This is a genomic window from Pantoea sp. B270 (assembly GCF_018726825.1).
Taxonomy (GTDB): Bacteria; Pseudomonadota; Gammaproteobacteria; order Enterobacterales; family Enterobacteriaceae; genus Pantoea; species Pantoea dispersa.
On the sequence record NZ_JAHCSX010000001.1, the window covers coordinates 1,605,014 to 1,621,616 of the forward strand.

The 16,603-nt window shown below is 59.1% G+C and carries 15 protein-coding genes; 7 read left to right on the plus strand and 8 right to left on the minus strand.

The window, feature by feature from the left end:
• Window positions 1-55 precede the first annotated feature (55 nt).
• Both KOL70_RS07815 and KOL70_RS07820 read left to right on the plus strand, forming a co-directional pair.
• Window positions 56-1,438, plus strand: a complete 1,383-nt coding sequence (locus KOL70_RS07815) for a D-arabinono-1,4-lactone oxidase (protein ID WP_215480481.1) — start codon at window positions 56-58, stop codon at window positions 1,436-1,438.
• Window positions 1,439-1,456: 18 nt separating this feature from the next.
• Window positions 1,457-2,284, plus strand: a complete 828-nt coding sequence (locus KOL70_RS07820; RefSeq protein ID WP_215480482.1) for a glycosyltransferase family 8 protein — start codon at window positions 1,457-1,459, stop codon at window positions 2,282-2,284.
• 569 nt (window positions 2,285-2,853) lie between these two features.
• Here KOL70_RS07820 and KOL70_RS07825 read toward each other — a convergent pair.
• The 3 genes from KOL70_RS07825 to KOL70_RS07835 form a co-directional block, all read right to left on the minus strand.
• Window positions 2,854-3,264 carry a type II toxin-antitoxin system HicB family antitoxin gene (locus KOL70_RS07825; protein ID WP_058781997.1) on the minus strand — a complete coding sequence of 137 codons (411 nt, stop codon included), beginning with the start codon at window positions 3,262-3,264 and terminating at the stop codon, window positions 2,854-2,856.
• Between the two features lie 18 nt (window positions 3,265-3,282).
• Window positions 3,283-3,471, minus strand: coding sequence for a type II toxin-antitoxin system HicA family toxin (locus tag KOL70_RS07830; RefSeq protein WP_141495245.1), 189 nt, complete (start codon window positions 3,469-3,471; stop codon window positions 3,283-3,285).
• Window positions 3,472-3,591: 120 nt separating this feature from the next.
• Complete coding sequence (locus KOL70_RS07835; RefSeq protein ID WP_021509376.1) at window positions 3,592-4,614, minus strand: LLM class flavin-dependent oxidoreductase; 1,023 nt, start codon at window positions 4,612-4,614, stop codon at window positions 3,592-3,594.
• A 217-nt stretch (window positions 4,615-4,831) separates the two neighbouring features.
• On the opposite strand from KOL70_RS07835, the gene KOL70_RS07840 reads away from it, so the two are divergent.
• Window positions 4,832-5,899 carry a fatty acid desaturase gene (locus tag KOL70_RS07840; RefSeq protein ID WP_215480951.1) on the plus strand — a complete coding sequence of 356 codons (1,068 nt, stop codon included), beginning with the start codon at window positions 4,832-4,834 and terminating at the stop codon, window positions 5,897-5,899.
• A complete protein-coding gene (locus tag KOL70_RS07845; RefSeq protein WP_254185834.1) occupies window positions 5,796-6,581 on the plus strand; it encodes a phosphate/phosphite/phosphonate ABC transporter substrate-binding protein in 786 nt (261 codons plus the stop codon). The genes KOL70_RS07840 and KOL70_RS07845 overlap by 104 nt, the downstream gene beginning before the upstream one ends.
• A 39-nt stretch (window positions 6,582-6,620) precedes the next feature.
• On the opposite strand, the gene fusA is transcribed toward KOL70_RS07845, so the two are convergent.
• The gene (gene fusA / locus KOL70_RS07850; protein ID WP_215480483.1) at window positions 6,621-8,720 is read right to left on the minus strand and encodes an elongation factor G; all 2,100 of its coding nucleotides are present in this window, start codon (window positions 8,718-8,720) and stop codon (window positions 6,621-6,623) included.
• 211 nt (window positions 8,721-8,931) lie between these two features.
• On the opposite strand from fusA, the gene KOL70_RS07855 reads away from it, so the two are divergent.
• Window positions 8,932-9,843, plus strand: a complete 912-nt coding sequence (locus tag KOL70_RS07855) for a ketopantoate reductase family protein (RefSeq protein ID WP_058771100.1) — start codon at window positions 8,932-8,934, stop codon at window positions 9,841-9,843.
• 170 nt (window positions 9,844-10,013) lie between these two features.
• Here the strand turns inward: KOL70_RS07855 and KOL70_RS07860 are convergent, their stop codons facing one another.
• Entirely contained in the window at window positions 10,014-10,784 is a 771-nt protein-coding gene (locus KOL70_RS07860) for a YdcF family protein (protein WP_058757325.1), read from the minus strand.
• 99 nt (window positions 10,785-10,883) lie between these two features.
• Here KOL70_RS07860 and KOL70_RS07865 point away from each other — a divergent pair, with 99 nt between their 5' ends.
• Window positions 10,884-11,951: a LacI family DNA-binding transcriptional regulator gene (locus KOL70_RS07865; RefSeq protein WP_215480484.1), complete on the plus strand. Its 1,068-nt coding sequence runs from the start codon at window positions 10,884-10,886 to the stop codon at window positions 11,949-11,951.
• A 43-nt stretch (window positions 11,952-11,994) separates the two neighbouring features.
• On the opposite strand, the gene tmaR is transcribed toward KOL70_RS07865, so the two are convergent.
• The 3 genes from tmaR to dacD form a co-directional block, all read right to left on the minus strand.
• Complete coding sequence (gene tmaR, locus KOL70_RS07870; protein ID WP_021509369.1) at window positions 11,995-12,315, minus strand: PTS system regulator TmaR; 321 nt, start codon at window positions 12,313-12,315, stop codon at window positions 11,995-11,997.
• 171 nt (window positions 12,316-12,486) lie between these two features.
• Window positions 12,487-13,545, minus strand: coding sequence for an FUSC family protein (locus KOL70_RS07875; protein ID WP_021509368.1), 1,059 nt, complete (start codon window positions 13,543-13,545; stop codon window positions 12,487-12,489).
• A gap of 162 nt (window positions 13,546-13,707) precedes the next feature.
• Window positions 13,708-14,874, minus strand: a complete 1,167-nt coding sequence (gene dacD / locus KOL70_RS07880; RefSeq protein ID WP_031280074.1) for a serine-type D-Ala-D-Ala carboxypeptidase DacD — start codon at window positions 14,872-14,874, stop codon at window positions 13,708-13,710.
• Window positions 14,875-15,076: 202 nt separating this feature from the next.
• Between dacD and sbcB the strand changes: the two genes are divergently transcribed.
• Entirely contained in the window at window positions 15,077-16,498 is a 1,422-nt protein-coding gene (gene sbcB / locus KOL70_RS07885) for an exodeoxyribonuclease I (RefSeq protein ID WP_058757323.1), read from the plus strand.
• Window positions 16,499-16,603: the final 105 nt, after the last annotated feature.

A 16,603-nucleotide genomic window follows, 5' to 3' on the forward strand; every position in this document is an offset into this window, starting at 1 on the left:
TACGCTTGATCAAATAAACGGGACCGTGACAGACCTCAGATTAAGGAACGCTGTAGTGAAGAAAGATGCTCTCCTCTATCCGTTACGCAACACGCAACATACCGATGACACGCCTGCGCTCTGGAACTGGGCGCAGAATTCGGTAGTTGGCCAGCGCCAGCAGTTGCATCAGCCGCGCAGTGAAGCTGAGTTGCAACAGCTGTTGCGTGACTCGCACGGCAAAGTGCGCGTGCTCGGCAGCCGTTTGTCGCCCGGTCGCATGCTGTGCGTACAGCCGCAGGACGTACTGCTGGATCTCAGTGCGCTGCACGGCATCCTCGCTCAGGATGAAGAGAGCATCACGTTTGCCGCGGGCACGCCGCTGCAGCAGGTGTATGACAGCCTGACAAAGATGGATCGCATGCTCGCCTCCTCGCCCGGCGTGATAGCGGTGCAGACGCTGGCCGGCGCGCTGGCAACCGGCACCCACGGTCAGGGCCTGGCACAGAGTTCGCTGGCGGACGAAGCGCTGCATATCCGCATGGTGCTGGCCGATGGCAGCGTGCGCGAGTTTCAGCGCGGTGACGCCGATTTCCCGGCGGCGATGGTGTCACTTGGCGCGCTCGGCATCGTCACCGCCATTACCTTGCGCACTCAGCCATTTCGCCTGTTTACCTGCCATAAATTCGCCGCGTCTGCCGATTCACTGGAGCAGGATTTGCTGACGTGGAATGAGCAGCACGAACTCAGCAAAGCCTGGTGGTTTGTCGATGACAACCTGATGCATGTCTGGAACGCCGATGTCGCCAGTGCGGAAGACAGCCAGGCATGGTACGACCATCAGCGCGAGGTGATTGAGCACGGCGATCAGGCCGACAGCAGCCTGAACGACACCATCGATCAGACGCTGGAACACATGCATCGCGACACGCAGATTCACGGCAAAGGCGGCAAACAGTTCCGTACCGTCACCCGCTTCCGTGATTTCACCGACATCAGCGGCGATATCTACCAGCTGTTTTGTCGTGGCATTGCCGTACCGCAGATCAACGTTGAGATTGGCGTGCCGCTGGCCAAAACGCCGGAAATTATCAGCAAGATCAAAGCCTGGTACGCACAGAATCGTCCGCACATGCACTATCCCATCATCCTGCGCTGCACCGGCGCTTCACAGGCGTGGATGAGCCCGGCGCATCAGCAGCCGACCTGCTTTTTTGGTTTCGTGGTGTATTACGCGGATGACGGCTCACTGTCGCAGGACGGACTGCATTTCCTCACCGAAGTGGAAAAATTGCTGGCGGCAGAAGGCGGACGTCCGCACTGGGGTAAATATTACGATCCGCAGCGCTATCAGTGGCGCGCCATCTATCCGCAGTGGGATGCGTTTCGTGCAGTGCGTGAACAGCTGGATCCGACGCACCGCTTTAGCAATGACTATGTCACGGCTTTGTTTGATTGAGTTTGATGGGGAGAATCTATGTACGCCTGGGTAACGCTGTTAACGCAGCCGGAATATTATGTCGGGGTGAAAGCGCTGCATCGCTCACTCAAACGCAGCGAAACGCGCTGGCCGCTGATTGTGATGGTCACCGATGCCATCGACCTGAACATGCGCGAAGCATTACAGGCGCTGGGCTGCGTGATCCATCCGGTCCAGCCGCTGATGCCGGACGCCGCGCTGGAGCAGCATTATGCCTCGGCACAGTTTGGTGAAGTATGGAGCAAGCTGCGCGCCTGGGAGCTGACCGGCTGCGAGCGCGTGGTGTTTCTTGATGCCGATATGCTGGTGCTGCGCAACATGGATGAGCTATTTACCCTCGACCTCGGCAAGCATGCGCTGGCGGCCTGTCACGCCTGCCGCTGCAATCCGAATCAAATCGCCAGCTATCCTGACAGCTGGCAGCCGGAGCATTGTCACTACACCTGGCAGGCGCGCGGTGAAACGCCTCCCGCCGATCTTGATAACTATCTCAACGGCGGCTTTCTGGTGCTGCAGCCGGATCAGGCGGTTTTCGACTGGCTGCAGCAGAAAGTGGCTGAGATTGGCGACCTGCGCCGCTATCCGTTCTCCGAACAGGATTTGCTCAATGAGGTGTTTGCCGGACGCTGGCTGCCGCTGCCGTACATTTATAACGCGCTGAAAACCCTGCCGTTCCAGCATGCCGGCTTATGGCATGACGATGAGGTGAAGAATCTGCACTACATTCTCGCCAAGCCGTGGAAACGCGACCTGAACCAGCCAGAGGCGCAGCGCGACCGTTATTACGCGCTGGATAAGCTGTGGTGGGAATTGGGCGCGGATTAATGGCTGGTCGCGGCGCGATTTATCGGGCAATAGTTGGTCGCCATAAATGGCGACCCTACAGAATCTAAAACGGGTCAAAGCCTTTGCTGAATTTCCCAGGGTGCGCATTTATGCGCACCTGGTAACGGCGCGATTTATCGCGCAATGGGTTGGTCGCCATAAATGGCGACCCTACAGGGTTGAATGCGGGTTACAAGGTCTGGGTGCGTTCGTGAAGGACGCGTTGTCGCAATCAATGGCAACCCTACAGAATCTAATACGCGTCAAAAGACCTTGCCGCATTTCGTAGGGTGCGCATTTATGCGCACCTGGTCGCGGCGCGATTTATCGCGCAATAGTTGTCCGCCATGAATGGCGACCCTACAGGGTTGAATGCGGGTTACAAGGTCTGGATGCATTCATGGCGGGCGCGTTGGTAGCCATCAATGGCGACCCTGCAGAATCTGATACATGTCAAAAGACCTTGCCGCGTTTCCCAGGGTGCGCATTAATGCGCAGCTGGTGGCGGCGCGCTTTATCGCGCAATGGTTGGTCGCCGCAAAAACTGCCAGCGTTTCGCCCTTCCTGCTTCAGCGCGTTTTTGCAATGCGCTCCAGCGCAACCTGCGCCAGAAATCCTGAACGGGTTTTAAATTCTGGATGCGTCGCTACGCAACGGTCGATGCGATCAATCAGTAACTTCGGCAGAGTGACATTGATTTTTTCCGAGCCGCCCAGAATTCGGGTCACATCAACATCCACCAGCACCCACACGTAACCAGCAAACTCCGCCGATTTCATCAGCGATTTAAGGTCCGAGACCGCCGGAATATCCTGGCCGAGTTCAACCATTAACTCCAGATGACCGGTAATCGCCTCTTTGGCGTTTTTTACGGCCTCTTCCAGCGTATCTCCCGCGGAAAAGCAGCCGGGTAAATCCGGCACCGTAACGCCGTACGCGGTGGTTTCATCTCCCGCTTCGATTGCGATGGGGTAAAACATAAGTGTGCCTCTTGCAAATTAATGGACGGTCAATCCGGCCTGTTTTCTGATACTTTTTACCGTTTTAATCGGCAAATCCTTTTTTGGATGCGGTATCGTGACCAGGCCTTTTTTCGTCGGATGGACAAAATGATGGTGGCTACCGTTAATTCGTATCAGCTCCCAGCCGTCGGCTTTGATTTCGGCCATTAGCGATCGGCTATCCATGCGCGTGTCCTGCTACGCCCTGAAAGCAATAAAATAACCCCAATAACCCTAAAATGCAACAGTCAGAGTTATTGGGGTTATTAAATTTCAATAATGGTGCGCTTCCCTGCGCACTGTCGCTTAACGCCAGCCGAGCTCTGGCGCGACGTGGGTCAGAATGCTGTCGATTACGTGCGCACAATAATCCACGCCAAGCTGATTAGGGATGGTCAGTAACAGGGTATCGGCTTCCGCAATCGCTTCATCCTGTGCCAGCTGTTTGATCAGCTGCTCCGGCTCTGCGGCATAGCTACGCCCAAAGATGGCGCGGGTTTTCTCATCGAGGAACCCGACGGAATCCTGCTCCTGTCCGCCGCGACCAAAGTAAGCGCGGTCGGTGTCGTTCATCAGGGCAAAAATACTGCGGCTGACCGACACGCGCGGCGCACGCTGATGCCCTGCCGCCTGCCAGGCTTCTTTATAGGCGCGAATCTGCTTCGCCTGCTGCACATGGAACGGTTCGCCGGTCTCGTCATCCTTGAGCGTCGAACTCTGCAAATTCATCCCCAGCTGGGCCGCCCAGATCGATGTGGCATTCGAGCCGGAACCCCACCAGATACGCTCGCGCAGGCCTTCGGAATACGGCTCGAGGCGCAGCAGCCCCGGGGGATTCGGGAACATCGGCTGCGGATTGGGTTTGGCAAACCCTTCGCCACGCAGCACTTCCAGCAGCTCTTCGGTGTGACGACGTCCCATATCCGCATCGGTTTCCCCTTCGCGCGGATTAAAGCCAAAGTAGCGGTAGCCTTCAATCACCTGCTCCGGCGAGCCACGGCTCAGGCCGAGCTGCAAACGGCCGTTGGCGATCAGGTCCGCTGCCCCGGCGTCTTCCGCCATATACAGCGGATTTTCGTAACGCATGTCGATCACACCGGTACCAATCTCGATGCGGCTGGTTTTGGCACCGACTGCCGCCAGCAGCGGAAACGGTGAACTCAGCTGGCGGGCAAAGTGGTGTACGCGGAAATAGGCACCGTCGGCACCCAGTTCTTCGGCGGCAACGGCCAGGTCAATCGACTGCAGCAGCACATCCTGCGCCGAACGGGTGGCCGAGTGTGGTGACGGGGTCCAGTGACCGAAAGATAAAAAGCCAATTTTTTTCATGCTAAATGCTCCTCGCGGGCCAGAACGGCGCCGGCGTCATCAATCAGAATTCGATGAGGTAAGGTTACGCCTGTGCGAAGAGGACTGATAGCCAATAGTTTTCGCGCGCTTCTTCAACTTTTTTGCATAACAAAGCAATTTTCCGTCTTTGTGTTTATCACGCGTATCGCGCATCGTGAGCGCATCTTTTCCCGTCTCGCTGACTGAATACATGAACATGGTCAAAGGAACCTCCGCCTACCTCAGTGCGCAACAGCGCGAAGTGGTGCATCAACTGGCGCGCAGCTGGCTATGGCGCAGCGAATTGCCGACCTGGCTGTTAATCATTACCGTTTATAGCGGCTGGTTCGCCAGCGTACTGTACTGGCAAACGCTGGGCCTGCCCCTCGCCACACTGCTGCTGATTTTGTTCACCACCTGGTATTTGTCGCTGCAGCATGAGCTGATTCATGGCCATCCGACGCGCCTGCCGCGCCTTAATCAGCTGTTTGGCATGCTGCCGCTGGCGGTGTGGTATCCGTATGGTCTCTACCGGGATTCGCACCTGGCACATCACCGCAACCACACCCTGACCGATCCGCATGATGATCCGGAAACCTATTATCTGTCGCCGGGGCACTGGGCTCGGCTCAAACCCTGGCAACAGCGCGTTATACATCTGCGCAACACCTTTCCGGGACGTCTGCTGCTGGGACCGCTGCTGGATATCCTCGCCACGCTGCGCGCGCTGACGCAAAGCGTGGTGCAGCGCGACGTGCCGGCGGCGATGATGTGGCTGGTGCATCTGCTACTGCTGGCCGGGCTGTTTTACTGGCTCAGCCTGCACGGCTTTTCCCCGCTGTGGCTGGTGCTGGCGGTGAGCTATCCGGCGCTGATGCTGACCAAGGTGCGCTCATTTTACGAACATCGTGCCGATGAGGCGCCGCTGGCGCGCTCGGTGAATAACGAAGCGGCCTGGCCATGGCGCCTGCTATTCCTGAATCTCAACTATCATTCTGTACATCACGATCTGCCCGGTTTACCCTGGTACGGTCTGCGCAAAGTCTATTTGCTCTACCGCGACGGCTACTATCAGCGTAATCAGGGTTTTCGCGTTGCCGGTTACGGCGAATGGATGAAGCGCTTCTGGCGTCAGCCGATCGACGTTAACGCCCACCCGGGACACCACAAGGACGCACAGAATGCACATCATCTCTTTACCGATGTACGACATCGACCACCCGAGCACGCTGGCCATGACCTCAGTGCTGACGCGGCTGCTGGCGAAGCGCGGCGTGCAGGCTGAGGTGCAGTGGCACGACGACCTGCTGCCACACTGGCGTGATGACAATCTGCTGCTGAGTCAGACCTGCGGCTACCCGCTGGTCGCGCTATTGCCTGACGTGCAACTGGTGGGCACGTTTCAGTCCAATGCGCCTGGCTGCCATGATCTGCGCTATCGCAGCTGGCTGGTGGCACGGCAGGAAGATGAGAACCTGAGCCTCGCCGATTTCCGCGGCCGACGCGCAGTGTGCAACAGCAATGACTCACACTCCGGATACAATTCGCTGCGCTACGTGGTCGCGCCGCTGGCCCAGGACGGCAAATTCTTCGCCACTACCCGGTTCAGCGGCAGCCACCGCCAGTCGCTGGCCGCGCTGCGCGCCGGACAGGCCGACCTCGCCGCGATTGATTGCATCACCTGGGCGCTGCTACGCAAATACCGGCCGCAGGAGCTGCAGGGCTTAGCCATTATCGGTGAAACCCCGCTGTGTGCCGCGCTGCCGCTGATAACCTCGGCGAAAACCGACAGTTTGCTGCTGGAAAAGCTGCGCAGCACGCTGTTTGAGCTGGCCAATGTGGAGGACTACAAGGATATGATGAAGGCCAACCTGCTGGCGGGCTTTTCTGTGCCGCAGCGCGACTGGTTTGACGAGGTTAAACGCTGGGAAGATGACGCCGCCGCGCTGGGCGTGACGGCGCTGTAAATAAAGCACTAACCGGCGGCATCCCTGCCGCCAGCGGACTTACTGTGCGCGAGCCGCGATAATCGCCTCCGCGACGTTACGCGGTGCTTCGGCGTAGTGGGCAAACTCCATGCTGTACGTGGCGCGGCCCTGCGACATCGAGCGTAGCGTGGTGGCGTAGCCAAACATCTCGGCCAGCGGCACTTCAGCACGGATAATGCGCGCGCCGAAACGCTCGTCCATGCCCTGCAGCGTGCCGCGCCGGGATGACAAATCGCCCATCACGCCGCCGGCATACTCTTCCGGCGTCTCCACTTCCACCTGCATCACCGGTTCAAGTATCACCGGATCGGCCTGCTTCGCTGCCGCTTTGAAGCCAAAGATCGCCGCCATGCGGAACGCCATCTCGGACGAGTCAACGTCGTGATAAGAGCCAAACGTCAGCGTAGCTTTGATGTCGACCACCGGATAACCGGCCAGCACGCCGCTGTTGAGCGCTTCGCGAATGCCCTTCTCCACTGAAGGAATGAATTCGCGCGGCACCACGCCGCCTTTGGTCGCATCTTCAAAGGCGAAACCGCTTCCGGCCGCCTGCGGCTCCAGCGTCAGCACCACGTGACCATACTGGCCCTTACCGCCCGACTGACGCACAAATTTCCCTTCCACCTCGCGCACCGTTTTGCGGATGGTTTCGCGGTAGGTTACCTGCGGCCGGCCAATATTGGCTTCCACGCCAAACTCGCGTTTCAGACGATCGACGATGATCTCCAGATGCAGTTCACCCATGCCGGAGATGATGGTCTGACCGGACTCCTCATCGGTGTGCAGCCGGAACGACGGATCCTCTGCCGCCAGCCGCTGCAGCGCCAGCCCCATTTTTTCCTGATCGCCTTTGGTCTTCGGCTCAATCGACAGCGAAATCACCGGATCGGGAAACTCCATGCGCTCCAGCGTGATTACCGCATTAGGATCGCACAGCGTTTCGCCGGTGGTGACCTCTTTCAGCCCGACGCAGGCGGCAATATCGCCGGCGCGGATCTCATCAATTTCGATGCGATCGTTAGCCTGCATCTGCACGATGCGGCCAATGCGCTCTTTACGCCCTTTTACCGCGTTCCACACGCTGTCACCTTTGCGCAGCACGCCAGAATAGACGCGCACAAAGGTCAGCTGACCGACGTAAGGATCGCTCATCAGCTTGAACGCCAGCGCCGAGAAAGGTTCCTCATCGTCAGCATGGCGTTCGTCGTGTTCGCCGCGCTCGTTGATGCCGGCGACCGGTGGCACGTCGAGCGGGGAAGGCATCAGTTCGATGACCGCATCGAGCATGCGCTGCACCCCTTTGTTTTTAAACGCGCTGCCGCACAGCATCGGCTGGATTTCGCCCGCCAGCGTGCGCTGCCGCAGCCCGGCAATCACCTCGTCTTCACTGAGATCGCCCTGCTCCAGATAGCGATCCATCAGCGCTTCGCTGGCTTCTGCCGCTGCTGCCACCATGTTTTCCCGCCACTCCGCCGCCTGCGCCTGCAGCACGTCTGGAATCGGCGCATAGCTAAAGCTCATGCCCTGGCTGGCATCGTCCCAGTAGATGGCGCGCATTTTGTTGAGATCGATGACCCCGCTGAACTGCTCTTCAGCGCCGATGGGAATGACAATCGGCACCGGATGCGCCTGCAGGCGATCTTTCATCATCTGCACCACGCGGAAAAAGTCCGCGCCCTGGCGGTCCATCTTGTTGACGAACGCAATGCGCGGCACGTGGTATTTATTCGCCTGCCGCCACACGGTTTCTGACTGCGGCTGAACGCCACCGACCGCGTCGTACACCATCACGGCACCATCCAGCACGCGCATTGAGCGTTCCACTTCAATGGTGAAGTCAACGTGTCCGGGAGTATCAATGATGTTGATACGGTGCGGCGTAAAACTGCCGTCCATGCCCGGCCAGTAGCAGCTGACCGCCGCCGAGGTGATGGTAATGCCGCGCTCCTGCTCCTGCGCCATCCAGTCGGTGGTTGCCGCGCCATCGTGCACTTCACCCAGCTTGTGGCTCATTCCGGTGTAAAACAGGATGCGCTCAGTGGTGGTGGTTTTACCGGCATCGATGTGCGCGGAGATGCCGATGTTGCGATAACGTTCGATGGGGAGGGGTCGGGGCATGATGCGTCCTTAGTCTGTTGACGAAAAAAACCGGCAGGCACCATTGCCCGCCGCTGTGCCCCAGCATAAACCCATTGTACGAATGAATACGAACAGTTTGAGCTTTTTTTGCTCATCGCTGAGATTGTCACGGTTTTCCGCATTTGCGGTGTGGCGCAGTGACGCGCAGCGCTTTAAGGTAAGGCTTTCATGCTTAACGGGAAAACAGTCCATGCGTATTCTGATTGTGGGAGCCGGTGCCACCGGCGGGTACTTTGGCGCGCGCCTGGCGCAGGCCGGCCGTGATGTGACCTTTCTGGTGCGCGAGCGCCGGCAGCAGCAGCTGCAACAGACCGGACTGGTGCTGCAAACGCCGGAAGGCAGCACGGTGCTGCAACCGCAGCTGGCGCTGGCCTCGACGCTGACCGGTGATTACGATCTGATTATCCTGACGGTGAAAAGCTTTGCGCTGGAACAGGCGATGGAAGATATCGCCCCGGCGGTTGGCGCGCAGACGCTGATCATGCCGATCCTCAATGGTATGCGTCACATTGATACGCTGCGCGCACGTTTCGGTGACAAGGTGATTGGCGGGCTGTGTAAGATTCACGCCACGCTGGGCGAGCACGGCGAAGTGATGCAGCTGTCGCCGCTGCACGTGCTTTACTACGGCGCGCTGGACGGCAACAACGATGCCCGTCTGGCGCGCGTGGATGCCGCGCTGCGTGATGCGCAATTTGATAGCGTGTTCGCCGATAACATTATCAGTGAGCTGTGGGAGAAGTGGCTACTGCTGAGCACGCTGGGTGCCGTGTGTTGTGTGGCGCGCGGCAATACGCAGCACATCCTGCGTTCAGCCGGTGGTGAAGCGCTGTTACAGGGCATTTTCGCCGAGGTGCTGGCGGTGATCACCGCCGATGGCTACCAACAGCGTCCGGCCGTGACGGCGAAGATTTATGAGACGCTGAACAATCCTGAGGCAGCGATGACCTCATCCATGTACCGCGATTTAACCCAGGGCTACGATATCGAAGCCGATCAGATCATCGGCGATTTGCTGGTGCGCGGCGCGCGCCATGCGGTGGCGACGCCGCTGCTGAACGCGGTGTATGTGAATTTGCAGGTGTATTTGCAGACGCGGTGATCGGTCCGGTGCGTGGCGTGCCTGGTGCGCATGAATGCCCCCCTACGGCCCGGTACGCGGTAATAACCTGGTGCGCATAAATGCGCACCCTACGATACTGTAGGGTCGCCATTCATGGCGACCGATATCACGCCGGAACCACCGGATTCACCCTAATCTCGGGAACGGGCTCAACCCAACCGCGACTGCACGCCGGGCAGCTGCATCAGGCGCTGCCAGGCTGCTTCGACCGCGTCGGGTACATCAACGTGCCCGAAGAACCCCTTGCCGTTCGGGCCGTAGCCGCTGGCGTCGTCACGCAGGCGCTGCACCTCGCCCATCAGCAGCGACAGGAAACGCTCCACTGACCACAACCCCTGCGGCGGCGCGCCAACGATGCGCAGCATGCCCGCATCCATCATCACCTGCGGCACAAACACCGGCCAGCTGATGAATTCCGGCGCATGCTCGCGATCGCGCCACTGCCAGCGGAAGGTTTCCCAGCTGCGGCGCTGCATCAACGGATCCTGCACCAGCAGCACGCGCTGCGGCTGCCACTGCTGCTCATCCAGCAGGCGCTGGCTCAGGGCGGCGTTTTCGCCACAGTTGCGTGAGGCGGTTTCCAGCAGCAGCTGATCGTCAGGCAGCTCAGCGAACACGCGCGCCATCTCGCCCAGCAGCTGCGCTTCGCCCTTGCCGGCGGTGTCGATCTGGCGATAGAGCGGATGGCTGGCAATCATCGCGGCCAGCAGCGCGGTTGAATGACCGATGCCGCCGCTGATCAGCAACGGCAGCTGATATTTCTTCGCCAGCGCAATTACCGCTTCGACGTTCGGCAGCACCGCATGTCCGGCAAGTATGGCTAAATCGACCTCCAGCGTACCGTCCTTTGGCAGCTGATCGAGCGCCAGCCAGGCGGCAATGGTGTTGATATCCTGAATTTGATGGTCATTGAGCTGCATCACTTTCTCCTTGCGTTATCACTGGCAGTGTAACGCCTTAATACCGCGACGGCAGGGAAAAATTTGCTACACTCGCCGCATTCTCATCAGGAGGGATCAATGACAGCGCGTTCCGTAACGCTTGACGATGTCGCCCGGCTGGCTGGCGTCTCCTATCAAACGGTTTCCCGGGTGCTGAACCATTCGGCGCAGGTATCACCCCGCACCCGCGCACGGGTGGAAGCCGCGATGCAGCAGCTCAGCTACGTGCCAAACCGGGTCGCGCAGCAGCTGGCCGGCAAGGCCACGCGCACGCTCGGGCTGGCGACCAGCGATCTGGCGCTGATGGCGCCGGCGCAGATTGCTTCGGCGATTCAGCAGCGCGCGGCGGCGCAGGGCTATCATCTGGTGATCGCCATGGCCAATGCCACCAGCCACGCGCAGGACACGGTGCATGAATTGCTGGCGCAGCGCGTCGATGCTCTGCTGATCAACCTGCCGCTGGATGCCGCGCAGGCGGCGCAGATTCAGCAGCAGTGCGGCAGCAAACCGACGCTGTTTCTGGATGTGGAGCGCAGCGCTGCCGTGGCGCAGTGTCAGTACCGGAGCACCAGCGGTGCGCAGCAGGCGGTGGATCATCTGGTGGCGCTCGGCCACCGGCAGATTGGCGTGCTGAACGGGCCTGTCAGCTCCGCGTCAGCGCGGGCGCGATTTAGCGCCTGGCAACAGGCGCTGGCGCGTCATCAGCTGGTGCCGGACTGCGTACTGAGCGGCGACTGGAGCGCAGCGTCCGGCTACCAGGCGCTGCTGACCCGGCTGCCCGACCAGCTGCCGCAGGCGCTGCTGGTGGCCAACGATCAAATGGCGCTGGGGGCGATGCGCGCGCTGCATCAGCATGGCGTACGAATTCCGGCGGAGATGTCGATCATCGGTTACGACGATACGGCGGAGAGCGCGTGGTATCAGCCACCGCTGACCACGGTGCGCCAGGATTTACAGCAGTTAGGCACGGTGAGTGTCGATCGTCTGCTGGCGCAGCTGGAGGGAGAGATGCCGGACAGTCAGCCGCTGGAGACCGAGCTGGTCCTGCGCGCCACCACGGCGGCACCGTTGCAGCAGCAGGTGGATGTGGCGGAGATTGCGCAGCAGTTACAGCAGCTGGCGCGGGCATTAAAAAGGTCGCCGTAAAGGGCGACCCTGGAGCAAAACGCGGCTATCAAGCCTGTTAAGCTTACTGCCCTTTCGGTTCGCCCATCGCTTTGAGCTTTTTCGACAGCTCGCGACGCTCTTTCGACAGATCGGCGTTTTTGATGATGTACTCATCTACGCGATCTTCATAATCCACGCGCATGCTGGCGATGATTTCCTGAATCGCTTCCACGCTCATACCAGGTTTGATGTACTCGCTCAGGTTGTCCAGCAGCAACACACGTTTCTGGTTATCACGGATTTTCTTTTCGTTGTCCGTAATTTCGCGCTGCAGTTTGTTTTTACGACGAAACATACGCACAAACTCCAGTACGTCCTGAAATGATTGCTTGGCATTTTCCATGTTGGCACCTTTCTTGTGGCCTGCCGCGGCAGGCAAAATAGTCATAAACCGGGAAGACATTTAGCTTAGCGGCTTATAAGCCGGGTTCGCAATTTTCACCGCTAAATTCGGACTGGCACTTATCTTAGCGCAAAGAAAGGGCAATTCGCACTAAGTCATTGCCTGAGAAAACTATTTGCGCAGCGCCAGACGCACCAGGTCTGTCATGCGCTCCAGCTGACGCGCCTGCTCCAGACTCAGCCAGACGTAACCGTAAATCGCGGTGGTCTCCAGCCGCGCGCTGCCGTTGGCGATCAGCGCTTCCAGCTCCTGGGTGATGGCTTCCAGCTCGTGGCTGTTGGCAATCACCTGTTCAGTCTCGCCTTTCACCATCAGCGCCGCCAGCGCGTTCAGGGTGTTCTCGGTCATCTGCTGCGTGCGGCGCAGCGTCGGCGCGTTAAGCAGAATCAGATGGCTTTCGCGCGACGCCCACCAGGCTTCAATCTGCATCTGCATGGTGTTAACCATATTACGGTTAATGGTCTGAATGGCTTCAAACACCGATTTAGGGATGCGCGTCTCTTTGCTCGCCGGCTCCAGCAGCGCGCGCATTTTGATCACGCTGGTGAGCAGCTTCTGGAAGCGCGGATTGAGGCGCGGCTTCTCCACCAGATTGGCAGAAAAGCCAGCGTGATGAATCTTCGCCATGTTGATAAAGGCGTCCGACAGCTGAATGCGCCAGTGGGTATAGGCGCGCTGCGCCCAGATGGCACTGAACAGCAAGGCCATCAGCGAGCCGAGAATCACATCGCCGCCGCGCCACAGCGCCACGGTGAAATCGCCGGCCGGCGCGCCGACCACCACGCCAAGCGTGATGCCGATCAGCAGCGCCATATACGGGTGTTTGCCCAGCGTCAGATAGCCGCAGACGATCATCACGATAAAGCACCACACCAGCATCAGCGGCAGTGACAGCAGCTCCAGCTTCAGCGCGATCAGCCCTGATATCAGCCCGGCAAAGGTACCGCTGATGCGCTGCACCACGCGCGGCAAAACGTTGCCCCAGGTGGAGATCGGTCCCATCACCACCACCAGCGTGATTAGCGGCCAGGTACCTTCCGGAATATCGGTCAGACGGACAAACAGAAAGCACAGCACAAAGGCGATAGCGATGCGTACGCCGTGCACGGCGCGGTAGTGGCGGTAAAACCAGAACTCAATCGGAGAGATGGGCTTGTCAGCGCGTAACATGGTGGTCCGGGTGCGGTAAAAATTTGCGCGCTATGTTACCCTGGCACAGCACGAACATTGAGGGGCTGGCGCAACTTTTTGCGCAATAATACAACTGCGCTACATCTTGTTTTCTCATTGCTCACAAGGATGTAACGCAGCGGTTGCTTATTGCCCGACGGCTTACAGTTTCTGTTTCACGTAATCGCTGATGCGCGTGATGATGCCTGCTTCATCGACCGACTGCAGCGCGTACAGCGGATAGCTGGCCAGCTGCTTGTCTTTATCCAGCACCTGAATTTCGCCCACCTGCTCGCCGGCTTTGAGTGGCGCTTCGAGGTCTTTACGATTGATCACATACTTCGCCATCACGTTCGACACTTCGCTGCGCGGCAGTGACAGATAGATATCTTCGGTGGTACCGACGTCCACTTTGTGCGGGTTGCCGTACCAGACGTTTTCGCTGCCGATCTTTTTCCCGGCGTGGAACAGCTGCACGGTGTCGAAGTTGTTCTGTCCCCACACCAGCAGTTTACGCGCCTGCTCTTCACGTCCCTTCGAACTTTTCCCGCCCATGATCACCGCAATCAGACGATGGCGACCGACAATGTTCGAGGCGACGATGTTGAACCCGGCGCTCTCGGTGTGGCCGGTTTTCATGCCGTCGACGTGCAGATTCTGATCCCACAGCAGACCGTTACGGTTGTTCTGGGTAATGCCGTTGAAGCTGAGGGTTTTCTCGCTGTACATGGCGTAGAAATCCTGCTCACCGTTGATGATGGCGCGCGACAGCACCGCCAGATCGCGCGCGGTGGTGTGCTGCCCCGGCGCATCGAGACCGTGCACGGTTTCGAAGTGGGTGTGCGTCAGGCCGAGTTTCTGCACGTAGCTGTTCATCATGTTGACGAAGCTCTCCTGGCTGCCGGCCACATAGTCGGCCAGCGCCACGCAGGCGTCGTTGCCGGAATCGATGATCACGCCGCGCATCAGGTCGCGCACGGTGACTTTATCGCCCGGCTTAAGAAACATCAGCGACGAGCCTTTAAACACCGGATTGCCGGCGGCCCACGCATCTTTGCCTACCGTGACCACATCGTCGCGGGTGATTTTCTTCTGATCGACCGCGCGGTCGACGACATAACCAGTCATCAGTTTGGTCAGGCTGGCCGGGTTGCGCTCCGCGTCCGGATTGCCCGCGGTGAGGATCTGCCCGGTGGTGGCGTCCATCAGCACCCAGGACGCGGCATCAATGGCCGGCGGCGTCAGGGGAAACGGCATGCTGTCATCCGCGTGCGCCAGCGATGCCCAAACAATCATTCCAGATACAGTTACCAACAGACGCCTTTTCAACACTTCTTCCTCAACATCAAATAAATGAATTTACCGCCGCACGTTTTACGGCAAATAGCGCTTTGATATCTGAATAAATTGAAAAAAAGTATGAACCGCGGACAAATGCTGCGCGCCCGCTCGCAGCGATGGCGATCGAGGTTGTGCTGTACCGGGCTGACGACTATTCTGTGCGTTGATTTTCCATAGCCAGGATAACGCCGTGCCCGCCTCTGAGTTCACTTTTCTGTTCCACGATTATGAAACCTTCGGCAAAAGCCCGTCGCTGGATCGTCCGGCGCAATTTGCAGGCCTGCGCACCGACAAAGCCTTTAACGCCGTGGGCGAACCGCAGGTGTTTTACTGCCAGCTCGCGGACGATTACCTGCCGCAGCCGGAAGCGGTAATGATCACCGGTATCACGCCGCAGGTGGCCAACGCGCGCGGCGTGCCGGAAGTGGAGTTTGCTCAGCGCATTCACGCGCTGTTCAGCGAACCGCAGACCTGTGTGATCGGTTACAACAACGTGCGCTTCGATGACGAAGTGACGCGCAATATCTTCTACCGCAACTTTATCGACCCGTATGGCTGGAGCTGGCAGAACGGCAATTCGCGCTGGGATCTGCTCGACGTGATGCGCGCCTGCTATGCGCTGCGCCCGGAGGGCATCGTCTGGCCGGAGAACGACGACGGTTTTCCGAGCTTTAAGCTGGAGCATCTCACCCAGGCTAACGGCGTGGCACACGAACAGGCGCACGATGCGATGTCCGATGTGTACGCCACGCTGGCGATGGCAAAGCTGGTGCAGGAGAAGCAGCCGAAGCTGTTTGAGTTTCTGTTTACCCATCGCAACAAGCAGAAACTGATGACGCTGATTGATATTCCGCAGATGAAGCCGCTGGTGCACGTTTCCGGCATGTTCGGCGCAGCGCGCGGTAATACCAGCTGGATTGTGCCGCTGGCATGGCATCCGGATAACAAAAACGCGCTGATCGTGGCCGATCTGGCCGGCGACATGACGCCGCTGCTGACGCTGTCGCCGGATGAGTTGCGCGAGCGGCTGTATACGCGACACAGCGATCTGGGCGATTTGCCGGCGGTGCCGATCAAGCTGGTGCACATCAATAAGTGCCCGGTTCTGGCTCCGGCCAATACATTGCGCCCGGAAGATGCCGAACGACTGGGTATCGATCGTCAGCACTGTCTGGCGAATCTGGCCCTGCTGCGCCAGCATGCCGAAGTGCGGGAAAATGTGGTGACGCTGTTTGCCGAAGCGGAGCCGTTCACGCCATCGGAGGATGTCGATGCGCAGCTGTATGACGGCTTCTTCAGCGACGCCGATCGCGCCGGCATGAACATCCTGCGCCAGACGCCGCCGCAGAACCTGCCTGCGCTGGATTTGACCTTTGAGGATAAGCGTATCGCGAAGCTGCTGTTCCGCTATCGCGCCCGCAACTTCCCCGGCACGCTGGATGATAAAGAGCAGCAGCGCTGGCTGCAGCATCGCCGCGAGCAGCTTAATGCGGAGCGGGTACAGGCGTTTTTGCTGGAGCTGGAGTCGCTGGCCAGTTTGCATGAGGGCGATGCAGAGAAGATGGCGCAGCTGAAAGCGCTGTATTTGTATGCGCAGGAGCTGGTTTCGTAGCAGGGTTTCGTGCGGGCTGATGCCCTCACCCCGGTGCTCTCCTGCGGGGAGAGGAGTAGTGCGTTTTGGTGCAGCTACCAGGCTGATACCTGACACACGCTCGGG